Annotated in this window: 16 protein-coding genes; 7 read left to right on the top strand and 9 right to left on the bottom strand. The window is 53.6% G+C overall.

The annotated features are described in order from the left end of the window. Positions 1-75 precede the first annotated feature (75 nt). Positions 76-357, top strand: coding sequence for a hypothetical protein (locus OGX91_RS11085; RefSeq protein WP_040230459.1), 282 nt, complete (start codon positions 76-78; stop codon positions 355-357). A 28-nt stretch (positions 358-385) separates the two neighbouring features. Here OGX91_RS11085 and OGX91_RS11080 read toward each other — a convergent pair whose 3' ends face one another. Next, positions 386-1,618 carry an MFS transporter gene (locus OGX91_RS11080; protein ID WP_040230458.1) on the bottom strand — a complete coding sequence of 411 codons (1,233 nt, stop codon included), beginning with the start codon at positions 1,616-1,618 and terminating at the stop codon, positions 386-388. Positions 1,619-1,914: 296 nt separating this feature from the next. Between OGX91_RS11080 and ybjG the strand changes: the two genes are divergently transcribed. Together ybjG and deoR are read left to right on the top strand one after the other, a co-directional pair. Further along, a complete protein-coding gene (gene ybjG / locus OGX91_RS11075; protein ID WP_005123628.1) occupies positions 1,915-2,523 on the top strand; it encodes an undecaprenyl-diphosphate phosphatase in 609 nt (202 codons plus the stop codon). Positions 2,524-2,587: 64 nt separating this feature from the next. Beyond that, positions 2,588-3,346, top strand: coding sequence for a DNA-binding transcriptional repressor DeoR (deoR, locus tag OGX91_RS11070; protein ID WP_286626246.1), 759 nt, complete (start codon positions 2,588-2,590; stop codon positions 3,344-3,346). Between the two features lie 45 nt (positions 3,347-3,391). Here deoR and dacC read toward each other — a convergent pair whose 3' ends face one another. Then, positions 3,392-4,594: a serine-type D-Ala-D-Ala carboxypeptidase gene (dacC, locus tag OGX91_RS11065; protein ID WP_005123632.1), complete on the bottom strand. Its 1,203-nt coding sequence runs from the start codon at positions 4,592-4,594 to the stop codon at positions 3,392-3,394. Positions 4,595-4,920: 326 nt separating this feature from the next. Here dacC and OGX91_RS11060 point away from each other — a divergent pair, with 326 nt between their 5' ends. Beyond that, complete coding sequence (locus OGX91_RS11060; protein ID WP_040230455.1) at positions 4,921-5,547, top strand: glutathione S-transferase family protein; 627 nt, start codon at positions 4,921-4,923, stop codon at positions 5,545-5,547. A gap of 5 nt (positions 5,548-5,552) precedes the next feature. Here OGX91_RS11060 and OGX91_RS11055 read toward each other — a convergent pair whose 3' ends face one another. Beyond that, the gene (locus tag OGX91_RS11055) at positions 5,553-6,650 is read right to left on the bottom strand and encodes a PQQ-dependent sugar dehydrogenase (RefSeq protein ID WP_286626244.1); all 1,098 of its coding nucleotides are present in this window, start codon (positions 6,648-6,650) and stop codon (positions 5,553-5,555) included. Between the two features lie 102 nt (positions 6,651-6,752). Continuing rightward, positions 6,753-7,136 carry a biofilm formation regulator BssR gene (gene bssR / locus OGX91_RS11050; RefSeq protein ID WP_005123637.1) on the bottom strand — a complete coding sequence of 128 codons (384 nt, stop codon included), beginning with the start codon at positions 7,134-7,136 and terminating at the stop codon, positions 6,753-6,755. 229 nt (positions 7,137-7,365) lie between these two features. On the opposite strand from bssR, the gene rimO reads away from it, so the two are divergent. Next, positions 7,366-8,691 carry a 30S ribosomal protein S12 methylthiotransferase RimO gene (gene rimO, locus OGX91_RS11045; protein ID WP_040230451.1) on the top strand — a complete coding sequence of 442 codons (1,326 nt, stop codon included), beginning with the start codon at positions 7,366-7,368 and terminating at the stop codon, positions 8,689-8,691. 92 nt (positions 8,692-8,783) lie between these two features. On the opposite strand, the gene gsiD is transcribed toward rimO, so the two are convergent. Genes gsiD through iaaA form a run of 5 tightly spaced genes read right to left on the bottom strand, consistent with a single transcriptional unit; the run spans position 8,784 to position 15,055 of the window. Further along, the gene (gene gsiD / locus OGX91_RS11040; RefSeq protein WP_005123642.1) at positions 8,784-9,695 is read right to left on the bottom strand and encodes a glutathione ABC transporter permease GsiD; all 912 of its coding nucleotides are present in this window, start codon (positions 9,693-9,695) and stop codon (positions 8,784-8,786) included. A 2-nt stretch (positions 9,696-9,697) separates the two neighbouring features. Next, positions 9,698-10,618, bottom strand: coding sequence for a glutathione ABC transporter permease GsiC (gsiC, locus tag OGX91_RS11035; RefSeq protein ID WP_005123643.1), 921 nt, complete (start codon positions 10,616-10,618; stop codon positions 9,698-9,700). Positions 10,619-10,664: 46 nt separating this feature from the next. Next, on the bottom strand, positions 10,665-12,203 hold the full coding sequence (gene gsiB / locus OGX91_RS11030; RefSeq protein ID WP_005123644.1) for a glutathione ABC transporter substrate-binding protein GsiB: 1,539 nt from the start codon (positions 12,201-12,203) through the stop codon (positions 10,665-10,667). Between the two features lie 28 nt (positions 12,204-12,231). Then, the gene (gene gsiA, locus OGX91_RS11025) at positions 12,232-14,103 is read right to left on the bottom strand and encodes a glutathione ABC transporter ATP-binding protein GsiA (RefSeq protein WP_199947319.1); all 1,872 of its coding nucleotides are present in this window, start codon (positions 14,101-14,103) and stop codon (positions 12,232-12,234) included. Then, positions 14,090-15,055, bottom strand: a complete 966-nt coding sequence (gene iaaA / locus OGX91_RS11020; protein WP_286626240.1) for a beta-aspartyl-peptidase — start codon at positions 15,053-15,055, stop codon at positions 14,090-14,092. Before iaaA ends, gsiA begins: the two co-directional genes overlap by 14 nt. 200 nt (positions 15,056-15,255) lie before the next feature. Between iaaA and moeA the strand changes: the two genes are divergently transcribed. Both moeA and moeB read left to right on the top strand, forming a co-directional pair. Next, positions 15,256-16,491: a molybdopterin molybdotransferase MoeA gene (gene moeA, locus OGX91_RS11015; RefSeq protein ID WP_286626239.1), complete on the top strand. Its 1,236-nt coding sequence runs from the start codon at positions 15,256-15,258 to the stop codon at positions 16,489-16,491. Then, positions 16,491-17,240: a molybdopterin-synthase adenylyltransferase MoeB gene (gene moeB / locus OGX91_RS11010; protein WP_155020854.1), complete on the top strand. Its 750-nt coding sequence runs from the start codon at positions 16,491-16,493 to the stop codon at positions 17,238-17,240. The genes moeA and moeB overlap by 1 nt, the downstream gene beginning before the upstream one ends. The last annotated feature ends 22 nt before the right edge of the window (positions 17,241-17,262 follow it).

Here is a 17,262-nt window from a genome sequence, read left to right as displayed (position 1 = left end):
ATGATATATTCATAATCCGCCTCAAATTAACCCGCTGGATTATTACTTCCAGTGAATATTTCAGGTGAGCAAATTATGAAAAAAAGTGTACTGATGGCAACAGTGTTGCTGGGGTTTGCAGGGTCAGTATTTGCACAAAGCGTTACCGTTGATGTACCAAGCGGTTATAAAGTGGTGATCGTGCCCTCTTCCGTCAGCGTTCCGCAGGCGGTCAGTGTGACTACCGCGCCACAAACGGTGTATGTTGCTCCGGCAGCCACTCCAGCCCCTGTTTACCGCGCACATCCGTATGCGCGTCATGTTGCCAGCGTCGGTGAAGGCATGATCATCGAACATCAGATTGACGATCACCACTAAGTTTCTACCAGGCCCGGGCAACCGGGCTTTAGCCTTCCCGGGAATCCCCAACCCGTTTATCTTTCAGGAAGATAACCATCAGAATCAGCCACAGCACACCGCTGGCCAGATTAAACAGACTGAACAAGCCGTTGCCACCCAGCAGATAAGCATGTTTGCTCAGCTCAATACCGACGGTAAATATCAACATTTGCAGCATACCCATTGCTGCTGAAACTGTCCCTTTGCTCATTTCACTGGCAAACAGCGTCAGGCGCACCAGCCCGGCATTCGCCACGCCAATGCCAAACGCATAAAGACTTAAACCTGCCGTCATCCACAGATACGCATGAGAAGAAAAAACCGTGGCTGCGGCGGCAATGATCAATCCCACAGAGATTGGCCAGCCCCCCATGATAATCAGCGAGCGCACCGTGCGACGTGATGTCAGACGCGCCAGCACCAGGTTACCGGCAATCAGTGCGCCAAAAATCGGCACCTGCAGCAGGCCATATTCGTAGCTGCTGAGATGTTCGCCACTGATAATAATGATCGGGGACTGCGCAATCCACGCCAGCAATGGCAGACTGACAAAGCCCAATGCCAGTGCGCCTGCGACAAAACGCACATTCTTTAGCACCAGCTTATAATCTTTGCCCAACTCTTTGATGGAAAGCTTCTCGCCCAGTCGGGTAGCCGTTTCCGGCATCGCGCGCTGCAGGCCAAAAAAGGCGATTGCAGCCAGCGCGGCAAACAGAACAAACATGCCTTCCCACGGCAGAACATGTACCCAGGCGGCCCCAACCAACGGCCCCAAAAGCGGTGCAATCAATGCTACGTTTGCCATTAGCGCAGTGATTTTAATGCACACCGCTTCTTCAAAGGACTCCTGAATTGCGGCGTAACCTACCGCACCAATAAAGCACAGGCTAATCCCCTGTAAAAAACGCAGGAAAGTAAACTGCTCAATATTCTGCGCAAGCAGGGTCGCAAGACAGGTCACAATGAACCAGAGCACGCCGGTTAACATCACCGGACGACGACCAACACGGTCCGACAGCGGCCCTAACAACCACTGTAAAAACATGCCGCCAGCCAAATAGGCGGTCATGGAGGTTGGAACCCAATCTAAACCGGCCTGATATTGCTCCACCACCGCCAACATTCCGGGTTGGATCATATCGTTACCGATATATGTAGAGAATTCGTAAAGCACCAGACAGAGAGGGAAAAGTAATGCCTGACGCCCCAAGCGGGCGCCTGAAGATAAACGGTTCTGCATGCAATCTCTTAACAAATGAAAAAACGCGCAAAGTGTAATAAATGCGCGGTAGTGGTGATAGTGAATTATGTGATTTGAAAGCAAAATGCGCACATTTTTACACTCAATTGCACGATAGCTTTTTGTTTTAAGGTTAATTTAAGTTGAGACCGCTATCATGCTCAATAAGCCTCATTAATTGTCTTAAAAAGAGTCAGTTAACAGACAAATAGGACAAGACCGCTTTTTATCGCCTGAAAGCAATTTTATGATCCCCAATATGGGCCTTTTTAACGATTACATTGAGTCTGGATGTTATGCTGGAAAATCTGAACAACTCGCTTTTTTACCTGATCAACGCCACGCCGGACTCTGCGCAATGGACGATCTCGCTCGCCATTTTTATTGCCAAAGATCTGATTAGCATCGTACCGCTACTGGCGATCATTCTCTGGCTTTGGGGGCCGAAAAACCATGTGACCATCCAGCGCCAGTTGGTCATAAAAATGGCGATTGCGCTGGCAGTCGGCCTGACCATTTCATGGCTCATGGGACATTTATTCCCTCACGACCGGCCATTCGTCAATCATATCGGCTACAACTTCCTGCACCATGCTGCAGATGACTCTTTCCCGAGCGACCACGGTACGGTTATCTTTACCTTTGCGTTGGCCTTCCTGTTCTGGCACCGCCTGTGGTCCGGAGCGCTGCTGATGGTCGTTGCCGTGGCGATTGCCTGGTCGCGGGTTTACCTTGGCGTACACTGGCCGCTGGATATGCTGGGGGGGTTACTGGCAGGTCTGATCGGCTGCCTAAGCGCCCAGATGATCTGGCAACGATTCGGCACAACCCTGTACCACGGTTTGCAGACCTGCTATCGCACTTGCTTCGCCCTGCCTATTCGTAAAGGCTGGGTACGTGACTAACCCACGGTAAAGAGAGTAGTATTAAGCGCGAAACTGAGCACGTATTCTACTCTCCAGGGGAACTATGGAAACTCGACGCGACGAGCGTATTGGTCAATTACTGCAGGCGCTAAAACGCTGCGATAAATTACACCTTAAAGAAGCCGCGACACTGCTGGGTGTATCAGAAATGACCATTCGTCGCGATCTGAATAATAACACGGCCCCGGTCGTATTGCTTGGGGGCTATATTGTTCTGGAACCCCGTAGCGCCAGCCACTATTTAATCAGCGATCAAAAATCCCGCCTGGTTGATGAAAAACGCCGGGCAGCGCAGCAGGCAGCCAGCCTCGTCCAGGCGCATCAGACCGTTTTCTTCGACTGCGGAACAACAACGCCGTGGATCATTGAAGCTATCGACAATGAATTGCCTTTTACCGCAATCTGCTACTCACTAAATACATTTCTGGTGCTGCAGGAAAAACCGCAGTGCCGCGTCATTCTGTGTGGTGGCGAATTCCATGCCAGCAACGCTATTTTCAAACCGCTCGATTTTCAGGAAACACTGAACAATCTGTGCCCGGATATCGCCTTTTATTCCGCAGCGGGTGTTCATATTGAGAAAGGCGCGACCTGTTTTAACCTGGAAGAGCTGCCGGTGAAACACTGGGCGATGTCGATGGCGCAGCATCACGTTCTGGTTGTCGATCACAGTAAGTTTGGTAAGGTGCGTCCGGCGAGGATGGGTGAGGTAAAACGTTTTGATACCATCATCAGCGACAGCCGCCCTGATGATGCGTTTGTTGAGTACGCTAAAGCGCAACGTATAAAGCTGATGTATTAAACGATGTTGCCGGATGGCGATAGCGTCATCCGGCAATCGGTGTGATTAAGAGAACCAGCCGCCAAACCACTGGTGGAATTTCATCATCACAAAATCCCACATGCGGCTAAAGAAACCGCCCTCTTCCACATCTTCCATCACCATCAACGGGCGCTGCTCGATGGATTTCCCGTTCAACTGGAAGTCGATAGTCCCCACAACCTGGCCTTTCTTCAGCGGCGCAGTTAACTGGGGTTCGGTCAGGGTAAAGCTGGCCTTCAGGTTTTTGAGTTGACCACGCGGGATGGTCACTGAGCCGCCTTCCCCTGCGCCCAAATTCACTTCGCTCTTATCACCAAACCAGACGCGCTGGGTCACGAAAGTGGCATCCGGCTTGATTGGCGTGACGGTTTCAAAGAAACGGAAGCCCCAGGTCAGCAGCTTTTCTGACTCATTAAAACGGATGCGGTCAGTTTTCGCCCCCAACACCACGGAGATCAGGCGCATATCGCCCTGGGTCGCGGAAGCCACCAGGTTGTACCCCGCACCGGCGGTAGTACCCGTTTTCATACCGTCCACGTTCAGATTGGTACTCCACAACAGACGGTTACGGTTCGGCTGACGGATTTTATTAAAGGTGAATTCTTTCTCTTTGTGGATAGCATACTCTTCCGGTACATCGTGGATTAATGCCTTCCCGAGCAGCGCCATATCACGCGCGGTACTGAACTGTCCTGCCGCATCCAGGCCATGCACCGTCTGGAAAGTGGTGTTGGTCAGCCCCAGTTTTTTCGCGTAGCCGTTCATCAGACCGATAAAGGATTCCTGGCTGCCAGCAACATAATCAGCCAGCGCGATACAGGCATCGTTACCAGACTGAATGATAACGCCTTTGTTTAGATCGGACACCGCAACCTGATCGCCAGGTTTGAGGAACATGACCGAAGAGCCGCGCAGAGCCGGATTCCCGGTCGCCCAGGCATCTTTCCCGACGGTAACCATGTCATTCAGATTAATTTTCCCGGCTTTTAGCGCCTGACCGACCACATAGCTGGTCATAATCTTGGTCAGACTGGCGGGATCCAGTTTCTCATCGGCATTACCTTCCGCCAGCACTTTGCCGCTGGCGTAATCCATTAAGATCCACGCACGTGCGTCAACGCTCGGCGGAGCCGTTGGTTGTTCCGCCGCCTGTACGGTCGGCGCAAAAAGGATTAAGAGTGCTGAACCTGCAGCAAGGCTGCGTAGGGAAGAGAAGTATTGCGTCATAAATGCCACCCGAGTATCCATTCCAAAAACCACGTCATACCACACCGTGTTTACACAAAACCGGCTAAGTTGCCTCAGCCAACCATACAGAAAAGTTCTGATGGATGACGTGTAAAATAAGTGCGGTGAGTAATAACGCACTAACGAGCTTAAAGAAACCGTAAGTTGGTAAAGTTTTTAAAGTTTATGCAATAACGCAGCGCTGCGCTGCTCTCATCACGATTTTTTTGCGCCTTGTTGCGTAAATATTAGGTTTACCCCACCATGTGAGCGAGTCAAATAGAGAATGCAGCCATAAAGCTGCTCAATTAATTTGCGGGGTTACTATGATTACACTATGGGGTCGCAATAATTCGACCAACGTAAAAAAAGTATTGTGGACACTCGAAGAACTGGAACTGCCATACAGCCAAATTCTGGCTGGCGGACAGCATGGCGTAAATCATGATGCAGACTATCTGGCGATGAATCCTAACGGGCTGGTTCCACTGCTACGCGATGACGAAACAGATGTATTGCTGTGGGAATCCAATACCATTGTCCGCTACCTCGCGGCCCAGTACGGGCAAAAACGACTGTGGGTTGACGCCCCGGCGAAACGCGCCGAGGGCGAAAAATGGATGGACTGGGCTAACCAGACGCTGAGCCCTGCACATCGGGTTATCTTATTTGGTCTGGTCAGAACCCCGGCGGAGAAACGTGACATGGCGGCCATTGAGGCCGGTGCTAAGGTCTGCGATAACCTGTTTGCCATACTGGACAACGCGCTGGCGGATCAGCCATGGTTCTCCGGAGCTGAATTTGGCACTGCCGATATCGCCGTCGCACCGTTCATCTATAACCTGTTTAATGTCGGCCTGAGCTGGACGCCGCGCCCTCACCTGGAACGTTGGTACCAACAGCTCACCGAGCGCCCGGCATTCCAGAAAGTCGTGATGATCCCGGTCAGCTAATCCTGTCAGGGACTCACTTTCAGCAATTCCCCGTCGGACTCGTCGGTTAATACATACAAATAACCGTCTGGTCCGACGCGCACATCGCGGATCCTCTGCCCCCTTTCCTGCAACAGACGCCCCTCTTCGGCGACGGCATTCCCTTTAACGCTCAGTACGATAACTTCTTTATCTTTCAACGCGCCGACGAACAACTTCTGCCGCCATTGCGGGAAGGTATCGCTATTATAAAAAGCCATTCCGCTGACCGCCGGTGACTTTTCCCAGTAAAAGATAGGTTGTTCCGTACCCGCAACAATCTGGCCTTTTGCTTCAGGAATTTTAAGTCCACTGTAGTTAACGCCCCAGGTCGCGAGCGGCCAGCCGTAGTTTTTCCCTTTCTCCGGGATATTAATTTCATCCCCCCCGCGTGGGCCATGCTCATTGAGCCACAGCGTATCGCTCCAGGGGTTCATCGCCATCCCCTGCGGGTTGCGGATGCCATACGACCAAATCTCTGCCCGCGCGCCCGTTTTACTCACAAACGGATTATCCGGTGGAATTTTTCCCTCGTCGGTCAGCCGTACGACCTTACCCTGCAACTTATCCAGATCCTGAGCGGTTGAACGTTGGTTATTCTCACCAAGGCCAATAAACAGATAGCCGTTGCCATCAAACACCATACGTCCACCAAAATGGTTTCCGGTAGAGAGCTTCGGCTGTTGGCGAAAAACGGTCTGAAACCCTTGCAAATGTTTGAGATCGTCGCTCAGTCGTGCGAAACCTACCGCCGTGCCGGCGTTGCCTTCCCTGTCAGCTTCCGCGAAGCTTAGCCACACCCGGCGGGATTGAGCAAAATCCGGTGCCAACGCCACATCAAGCAGTCCCCCCTGACCATTCGCCCAGACTTTGGGTACGCCGGTCAGCGGGTCGGAAAGCCCCTTCCCTGGCTGCCAGAGTCGAAGCTGACCGCCTTTAAGCGTAATGAGCATACCGCGATTATCGGGTAAAAAAGCCAGCGACCATGGGTGATCGAGTTTGGTTTGCAGCACTTCCACCTTTACCGCGGCGGCATAAGTGGAAAATAGCGCAAGGGAGATAGCACAGAGCAAGAGTCGACGCATAACACCTCCTTAATGGCTCTGCATAAAGCGTAGCCAGCAAGGGGAATTATCTCGTCATATTTACATAATCTTAACGAAAAGGGGGAGCGCCCTCCCCCTGATTCAGACGTGTTCCAGCGTTGGGTAAGATTCCAGGCTCTGGATACTCAGCGTCAGCGTTGTCAGGCAGTTTGCCAGTTTCTCTGCGTTAACGGCGATAAACGTTGGACAATCATGGTGTCCACTCATAAGACAAACAGCGGCGGCGGCTAACGCCCCTTCAGCACGATGAAAGGCATTCCACTCTTCCTGATCAAGATGCATACCGTGAAGCTGTGATTGCTCGTGCAATTCGCGATTCAGTGCAAAAAAATTATCACGCAGACGATCGCTCTCGCTGACTGACATGTAGCCTTTCGCCTTTCTCAACAGCAGATAAGCGGCAAGTTCGATACGGGCGTTTATCAATTTGTTGAGAAGATCGGTTCTCAGTCTGTCAACAACCATACTTTGTTCCTCCTCTTTCCAACTATGGTGCAACTTAATAGTATGGTTAATTTTTGAACAAAGTCGTGTTCAGGATCAATCCATCACCTAAAATTAACATAATTTACAAATAATCTTTAATTCCGCGCCGGGCAGGCCGCTGATGGTATGAGATTGCGATACAATTTTTGTTCAGAACTCTGTAGAATCCCTGCCCTGAATATTCCAATAACTGAACACTTTTTACGCTATGAGCAATGTAACCCACCAGCCGAAAATCGGCTTTGTCTCCCTCGGCTGCCCGAAAAACCTTGTCGATTCTGAACGCATCCTGACCGAACTTCGTACCGAAGGCTATGATGTCGTGCCAAGCTACGACGACGCGGATATGGTCATCGTTAACACCTGCGGTTTTATCGACAGCGCGGTCCAGGAGTCTCTGGAAGCAATTGGCGAAGCGCTGAACGAAAACGGCAAAGTGATCGTCACCGGTTGTCTGGGCGCGAAAGTCGATCAGATCCGTGAAGTCCACCCGAAAGTGCTGGAAATCACCGGGCCGCATAGCTATGAGCAGGTTCTGGAACACGTTCACCACTACGTTCCCAAACCAAAGCACAACCCGTTCCTGAGTCTGGTTCCTGAGCAGGGCGTCAAACTGACGCCGCGCCATTATGCCTATCTGAAGATATCTGAAGGCTGTAACCACCGCTGCACGTTCTGTATTATTCCGTCGATGCGTGGCGATCTGGTGAGCCGTCCGATTGGCGATGTTCTCAGCGAGGCTAAACGTCTGGTCGATGCGGGCGTGAAAGAGATTCTGGTGATCTCCCAGGATACTTCTGCTTACGGTGTGGATGTGAAGCATCGTACCGGTTTCCATAACGGCGAGCCGGTTAAAACCAGCATGGTTGATCTGTGCGAACAGTTGTCAAAACTGGGGATCTGGACCCGCCTGCACTACGTCTACCCGTATCCGCACGTAGATGATGTGATCCCGCTGATGGCGGAAGGGAAAATCCTGCCGTATCTGGATATCCCACTGCAGCATGCCAGCCCACGTATTCTGAAACTAATGAAACGCCCGGGTTCTGTGGACCGACAGCTGGCACGTATTAAACAGTGGCGTGAAATCTGTCCTGAACTGACCCTGCGTTCAACGTTTATTGTTGGCTTCCCGGGCGAAACCGAAGAAGACTTCCAGATGCTGCTCGACTTCCTGAAAGAAGCACGTCTGGACCGCGTCGGCTGCTTTAAATACAGCCCGGTAGAAGGTGCGGGAGCCAATGAGCTGCCGGATCAAATCCCGGAAGAGGTAAAAGAAGAACGCTGGAATCGCTTTATGCAGCTGCAGCAGCAGATCTCTGCTGAACGTTTGCAGGAGAAAGTCGGCCGCGAGATTCTGGTCATTGTTGATGAAGTTGACGAAGAAGGCGCGATTGGTCGCAGTATGGCTGATGCCCCTGAAATCGACGGTGCGGTGTACCTCAATGGCGAAACCAACGTGAAGCCTGGCGATATCCTCCGCGTGAAAGTCGAAAACGCAGATGAATACGATCTGTGGGGCACGCGCGTTTAATAAGCGTAACTCAACCGTAGGCCGGATAAGGCTTTACGCCGCATCCGGCAATGCCTGATGGCGACGCTGAAGCGTCTTATCAGGCCTACGGTTCACCCTTTAATTTTTGGATCCAGCGCGTCGCGCAACCCATCCCCCAGCAGGTTAAACGCCAGCACCGTCAGGAATATCGCCACCGCCGGGAAAATCGCCACGTGCGGTGCGATCACCATATCAGCCCGCGCTTCATTGAGCATGGCCCCCCATTCCGGCGTCGGCGGCTGCGCGCCTAAACCGAGGAAGGACAGACTGGCGGCAGAAATGATTGACGTCCCGATACGCATGGTGAAAAAAACCACGATTGAAGAGACCGTACCCGGCAAAATATGGTTAAAGATAATGGTCGCGTCACTGGCACCAATGCTGCGTGCTGACTCAATAAATGTTTGTTGCTTGAGAACCAACGTATTGCCACGAACCAGTCGCGCAAAAGCCGGAATGGAAAACACCGCAACCGCAATAATCACATTCGCAATCCCACTGCCCAGCACGGCGACCACGGCTATTGCCAGCAGAATGCCGGGAAAGGCGAACAGTACGTCACAGATACGCATAATCAGCCGATCCCACCAGCCTTCGTAATATCCAGCCAGCAGACCCAGTACCGTGCCAATCGCCGCGCCTATAAAGACGGCAAAGACTCCGGCCGCCAGCGAAATTTGTGCACCAACCAGCACGCGGCTAAAAATATCCCGCCCAAGCGAGTCAACGCCAAACCAGTGCAGCATCGACGGCCCGTCATTCAGCCGGTCGTAATCGAAGTAATTTTCAGCATCAAACGGCGTCAGCCAACGGGCAAAGATGGCCACCAGGATCAGGGCCAGCACAAATAACCCCGCGATCATCGCAACATGTTGACGACGAAAACGACGCCAGAACTCATGCCACGGCGTACGTATTTGCTCTGGCTTAACGAGGGGCATCGCATTTAAAATCGCCTGTCGGCGCCAGTTAAAAAATCGCATCCTTACTTGTACCTGATAGCCGGATTAATGGCGGCATAGAGCACATCCACCACTAAGTTAATAAGAATAAATTCCAGGGAAAACAGCAGCACCTCGGCCTGAATCACCGGGTAGTCGCGCATTTCAACTGAGTCGACCAACAATCGCCCAAGTCCAGGCCAGTTGAACACCTTCTCAACCACAATCGAGCCACCCAGCAAAAAGCCAAACTGCAGCCCCATCATGGTGACCACCGGGATCATCGCGTTACGCAAACCATGTTTTAATACCACCCAGGTTTCACTCACTCCTTTGGCCCGCGCGGTACGCATATAGTCCTCGCTAAGCACATCGACAAACGAGGCTCGGGTAAAACGGGCGAGTACCGCGGCCACTGCCGCCCCTAGCGTAATTGAAGGGAGAATGTAGTGTAACCAGGTATCCGCACCTACGGTCGGTAGCCAACCCAACTCAACGGAAAAGATCTGCATTAACAGCATGCCAAGCGCAAAGGCCGGGAAAGAGATCCCGGTGACTGCCAGCGTCATACTCAATCTGTCCGGCCAGCGATTGCGCCAAACGGCGGCAATGATCCCTGCCGTCATGCCAAATAACACCGCCCACGCCATGCTGGCAATGGTCAGCCACAGCGACGGCATAAAACGGCTGGCAATCTCGTCGGCAACCGGACGACGAGAAACCATCGAGGTCCCGAAGTCGCCTTGCAACACGTTGGTCATGTAATGCCAGAACTGAACGTGCAGCGGCTGATCCAGGCCCAACTGCGTACGCACCAGTTCAATCACCTCTGCATCGGCCTCCGGCCCGGCAATAAGCCGCGCCGGATCGCCGGGTAGCAAGTGAACAAATAAAAACACCAGCACCGCCACAATTAACAGCGTTGGAATCAACCCCAGCAGGCGCTTAAAAACATAGTTGAGCATCAGACTCCCTTCGCCGGCCCCACCCACGCAGGGCCGAATGAATAGCTTATTTCAAATCCGCGTCATCAAAACTAAACCCGGTGTCGGGCATGATCCAGAATCCGGTCAAATTCGTACTGTGCGCCGAGATCAGTTTCTCCACCACCAGCGGGATCCACGGCGACTCTTTCCAGATAATATCCTGCGCGTCTTTGTACAACTGCGCTTTTTGCGCCGGATCGTTGGTTTGCAATGCCGCCGTTAAATCATTGTCCACCTGCTTGTTACTGTAGAACGCGGTATTAAACAAGGTTGGCGGCCAGTTCTGTGACGCAAACAGCGGCGACAGCGCCCAGTCCGCTTCTCCCGTAGACGCCGACCAGCCGGTGTAGAACATCCGTACCCCGCTATCTTTCTGCGCCTTGCCCTCGACTTCTGCGGCTCGCTGCCCGGCATCCATCGCCGTAACCTGAGCCTTCACGCCCACCTGCGCCAGTTGCTGCTGGGTAAATTGCAGCACTTTCTGCGCGGTGCTGTGGTTATGGGATGACCACAGCGTGGTGGTAAAGCCGTTGGGATAACCCGCTTCTTTCAGCAATTCGCGAGCCTTTGCCGGATCGTAAGGCCACGGCGTGTAGCTTTGCGCATAGGCTATCGATGGCGGAAGAACGCCCGTTGCCGGCGTCGCGTAACCGGCAAAAGCCACTTTCACCAGCGCCTGACGGTTGATGGCATAATTTAACGCCTCGCGCACCTTCGGATTATCGAACGGTTTTTGCGTGACGTTCATGCTGATATAACGCTGCATAATAGACGGGCTGGCGACCAGTTCCAGGTTTTTGTTCTTCGCCAGTAACGCCGCCTGCTCGTAAGGGATCGGGAAGGCAAACTGGGCTTCCCCGGTCTGTAGCATGGCCGCACGCGTGTTGTTGTCCGTTACCGGACGCCAGGTAATCGTATCAAGCTTTGGCAACCCTTGCTGCCAGTAGCCCGCGAACTTCTTAACTTTGACAAAGTCGGTCTGATTCCAGGTTTCAAGCTGATACGGCCCCGTCCCTACCGGATGGAAACCTATCTCTTTCCCGTATTTCTCCAGCGCAGCCGGGGATATCATCGCCGTAGCCGGATGCGCCAGAATATTGATAAAAGCAGAGAATGGCTGCTTCAGCGTAATCTTCACCGTAGCGGGATCAACAACCTCGGTTTTATCGATATTCTTATACAGGTTATAGCGTTTAAGGTGATTTTCCGGATTGCTGGCGCGATCAAGGTTGGCTTTTACCGCAGCCGCATTGAAATCAGTCCCATCCTGAAACTTCACGCCCTGTCGTAGTTTAACGGTGTACGTCAGGCCATCATCAGAAACGGTATAGCTTTCCGCCAACACATTTTTCAGCTTCATCTCTTTATCAAGGCCGAACAGCCCTTGGTAAAACGACTTGGCTACCGCCTGCGACAACGTGTCGTTGGCATCATAAGGGTCGAGCGTGGTGAAATTAGACCCTACCGCAACCACCACATCTTTGGCAGCCCAGGACGGGGATGCAGCCAGCGCAGAGGCGACCCCCAGAGCAACCAGCCATTTCCGAGCAACAATTTTTGTCATATTATTCTCCTTAAACCCTGCCTGCCTGTCATAAACGCGAAAGCGCATTTTCTGGTTGCCCACGCGCAACATAATGCCCCGGGCCAACTAACTGTAGTGAAACGGGGGAAATTTCTTCACCGCGTTTGCGGATATTGCTGGGGATATCATCCGACAACAGCACGCGCTGTGGCCTTTGATGCGATGGATCAGCGACCGGGACTGCCGCCATCAGTTTGCGGGTGTAGGGATGCTGTGGATTTTCAAACACCGCCCGTCGGGTGCCGATCTCAACGATTTGCCCAAGATACATCACCGCCACACGGTGACTGATCCGCTCCACCACCGCCATATCGTGGGAAATAAACAGGTACGCAATACCCATTTCCCGCTGCAGGTCGAGCATCAGGTTGATGATTTGCCCGCGAATTGAAACATCCAGCGCCGAGACAGATTCATCGGCAATAATCACTTTGGGATTGAGTGCCAATGCCCGTGCAATACAGATACGCTGACGCTGACCGCCGGAAAACTCGTGCGGATAGCGCCAGGCATGCTCAGGCAACAATCCTACGCGTTCCAGCAGCCATGCAACCCGTTTTGACCCCGCATCACCCTGCAATAACCCATGCACCCGTAGCGGCTCCAGAATGGAATATCCCACCGTCTGGCGCGGATCGAGCGACGCATAAGGGTCCTGGAAGATAAACTGGATATCCCGACGCAGCGGCTGCAACTTGCTGGCGGCCAGAGTATCAATACGCTGTCCGTTGAAAATGATTTCCCCACGCTGAGACTCAACCAGGCGCAACAGCGCCCGCCCGGTGGTGGATTTCCCACAGCCCGACTCTCCCACCAGCGAGAGCGTTTCTCCCGGCCACAGGTCAAAGCTGACGTTTTCCACTGCATGCACCTCGCGAGTCACGCGATTTAGAATGCCGCTACGCAGAGGAAAACGCGTCACCAGGTTACGTACCTGCAAAATTGGCTCGCCTTCAACCACGGTATCCTGTTCGGTCTGTGGCTCTACATGGCTGGGATCGTGTAATGAAATAAGCGGGAAACGGCGCGGAAGTTCATGCCCGTTCATTGCCCCAAGCTGCGGCACGGCTGCCAGCAGCGCTTTAGTATAAGGATGCTGGGGAGCGTGAAAAATCTGCTCAACGCTGCCGGTTTCTACCGCCTCGCCCTGATACATCACCAGCACGCGGTCGGCAATATCCGCCACAACGCCCATATCGTGGGTAATAAAGATCACTCCCATCGACATATCCTGCTGCAACACTTTTATCAGTTGCAGGATCTGCGCCTGAATGGTGACATCCAGCGCGGTTGTCGGCTCATCAGCAATTAAAACCGCAGGGCGACACGACAGTGCCATGGCGATCATCACCCGCTGGCGCATACCGCCGGAAAGCTGGTGTGGATAACGCGATAAAATCGCCTTCGCCTCGGGGATGCGCACCTGATCGAGCATTCGCTTCGCTTCTACCATCGCCTCTTCGTGACTGGCCCCCTGGTGCAAGCGGATAGACTCGGCAATTTGCTCGCCCACGGTAAACACCGGATTAAGCGATGTCATAGGCTCCTGGAAGATCATCGCGATATCCGCACCGCGCACGTGACGCATTTGTGATGCGCTCTGTTCACCCAGCTCAATAACCTGTCGATTACGGCGTCGGAGGAGCATTTCATCGCAGCTCACCTCGCCGCCGGACTGTTCAATCAGACGCATCAGCGACAAGGCGGTCACCGACTTACCAGAACCAGACTCACCGACTATCGCCAGCGTTTCGCCACGCTTCAGGCGAAATGACAGATTGCGCACTGCGCTGACACGCTGCTGCTCTTGTTCGAAGGCGATATTCAGGTTGCTGACGGCCAGTACGTCACTAACATCAAGCTCATCACTGTGTGGCAACGCTATCTCCTTTTTCCCGATAAATACCGGTGGTGGGCGTATCACCAGCGTATCCCCATGCGCGGTACATACCTTCGCTGTTAAACGGCAAAGCCACATTCCCTTCATGATCGATAGCAATTAATCCACCGCTGCCGCCCAGCGCCGGCAACTTTTCCATCACCACGCGCTCGCACGCCTCTGACAGACTCAGGCCGCCATAATCCATCAGCGCCGCAATGTCATAGGCCGCCAGCGCGCGAATGAATACTTCTCCGGTTCCGGTACATGAAACCGCAACGTTGGCATTGTTGGCATAGCAACCCGCGCCAACCAAAGGACTGTCGCCCACCCGCCCCGGTAATTTGTTGGTCATTCCGCCGGTCGATGTTGCCGCCGCCAGATTGCCAAACATATCCAGCGCAACCGCACCCACGGTACCCATTTTGTTGTTTTCATCCAGCGGAGTCGCGCTGTGATCCAGCACCGTTTCGCCCACCGCTTGCGCCGCCAGCAGTTGTGCATAGCGTTCTGGCGTCGAGAAAATATCCGCCGAAACGCGCGCCATACCCTGCGCAATGGCAAAATTTTCTGCCCCTTCGCCAATCATCATGACGTGGGGACTGTGTTCCAACACCAGGCGCGCCGCAAGAATCGGGTTTCGCAGATGGCTTACCCCGGCGACGGCGCCTGCGTTCAGCGTATTACCGTCCATCACGCAGGCGTCCAGCTCATGGGTTTCATCACGGGTATACACCGCGCCAATTCCGGCGTTAAACAGAGGGCACTCTTCCAGCAAGCGTACGGCTTCGGTAACCACATCCAGTGCGCTACGACCGTCTTCAAGCATCCGCTGGCCGGTTTCAACGATATCCGACAGCGCTTGTATATAACGCAACTCTTGCTCCTGGCTCAACTGCGCGCGGGTGATAGCCCCTGCGCCGCCGTGAATTGCAATGACTGCTTTACCCATTTTATTCGTCCATCAGGTGGCAGATACCGGGGTTATAAATATCAGAATTTCTGTGACTTATTGATTCGATTTTTGAATATAGAAAGATGCAGACGTCATGTAAAGGTAAAGGCCCGCGCCTAAGTCTGAGGTGGCATACTGTCCGCGTCCATTTTCTGACATAATGAGCGGATTCGATTTTGCCTCGCAGGAGTCTTCTCATGGAATTTACCGCCGGACTGATGCCGCTTGAAACGGCTCTCTCTCAGATGCTTTCGCGTATCACCCCGCTCACCGCCGTCGAAACGCTACCGCTGGTTCAATGCTTTGGCCGCATTCTGACCACCGATATCGTCTCTCCCATTGATGTCCCTGGATTCGATAACTCGGCAATGGATGGCTATGCGGTGCGATTAGCCGATCTGCAATCCGGCCAGCCGCTCTCCGTTGCAGGTAAAGCCTTTGCCGGTCAGCCCTTCAATGGCGAGTGGCCTGCGGGAACCTGCATCCGTATTATGACCGGCGCCCCGGTTCCTGCCGGTTGCGAAGCGGTAGTGATGCAGGAGCAGACGGAACAAACTGACGACGGTGTGCGTTTTACCGCCGACGTCCGCAACGGGCAAAATATTCGTCTGCGCGGTGAAGATATTGCAAACGGTGCGGTGGTGTTTCCCACCGGGACTCGCCTGACAACCGCCGAGCTTCCCGTGCTGGCTTCGCTCGGTATTGCCGATGTCCCCGTTGTGCGCAAAGTCCGCGTGGCGCTGTTTTCTACCGGTGATGAACTGCAATTACCTGGTCAGCCGCTGGGGGACGGACAGATTTATGACACTAACCGTCTGACCGTTCATCTGATGCTGCAGCAGTTGGGCTGCGAGGTGATCAACTTAGGGATTATTCGTGACGATCCCAACGCGCTGCGCGCCGCGTTTATCGAAGCCGACAGCCAGGCTGACGTCGTTATCAGCTCTGGTGGTGTTTCCGTTGGTGAAGCGGATTACACCAAAACCATTCTGGAAGAGCTGGGAGAAATCGCCTTCTGGAAGTTGGCCATCAAACCGGGCAAACCGTTCGCCTTTGGCAAACTGAGCAACAGCTGGTTTTGCGGCCTGCCGGGTAATCCGGTGTCTGCGGCTCTCACCTTTTATCAACTGGTCCAACCGCTATTGGCGAAACTCAGCGGTAACACCGCCTGCGGACTGCCGCCACGCCAGCGCGTGCGCACCGCATCACGCCTGAAGAAAACGCCTGGCCGTCTGGATTTTCAGCGCGGTGTATTACAGCGTACCGCAGAAGGCGAACTGGAAGTCACCACTACCGGACATCAGGGCTCGCATATTTTTAGCTCCTTTAGCCTGGGCAACTGTTTTATCGTGCTGGAACGCGACCGTGGTAACGTCGAAGCCGGAGAATGGGTTGAGGTCGAGCCGTTTAACGCCCTGTTTGGAGGCCTGTAATGGCAGAACTCAGCGACCAGGAGATGATGCGCTATAACCGGCAAATCATTCTGCGCGGCTTCGATTTTGAAGGTCAGGAGGCGCTCAAGGAAGCACGGGTTCTGGTCGTGGGTCTGGGCGGGCTCGGTTGTGCGGCTACCCAGTATCTGGCGGGCGCTGGCGTCGGGCAGTTAACCCTGCTCGACTTTGACACGGTCTCCGTGTCGAATCTCCAGCGCCAGACGCTGCACAGCGATGCTACCGTTGGACAGCCGAAAGTGCTATCCGCCCGCGACGCCCTGGCGCGGATTAACCCCTATATCACCATTACGCCAGTGAATGCGCTGCTGGACGACAGTGAGATTCACTCGCTTATCGCCGAACACGATTTGGTGCTGGACTGTACGGATAACGTCAGCATCCGCAATCAGCTGAATGCAGGATGCTTTGCCGCCAGGGTTCCGCTGGTTTCCGGTGCGGCAATTCGCATGGAAGGACAAATTACCGTCTTTACGTATCAGGAAGGCGAGCCCTGCTACCGTTGCCTCAGCCGGCTGTTCGGTGAAAACGCCCTGACCTGCGTAGAGGCTGGCGTGATGGCTCCGCTGATCGGCGTGATCGGATCGTTACAGGCGATGGAAGCCATTAAGCTGCTGGCAAACTACGGTAAACCGGCGTCGGGAAAAATCGTCATGTACGATGCCATGACCTGCCAGTTTCGCGAAATGAAGCTGATGCGTAATCCGGGGTGTGAGGTCTGTAGTCGGTAAAAAAGTCGGGTGACGGCTTTGC

The sequence above is a fragment of the Citrobacter sp. Cpa228 genome (assembly GCF_030333085.1).
GTDB lineage: Bacteria > Pseudomonadota > Gammaproteobacteria > Enterobacterales > Enterobacteriaceae > Citrobacter > Citrobacter pasteurii.
Note: the sequence above shows the minus strand (reverse complement) of the source record. Positions and strands in the feature narration are given on the sequence as shown.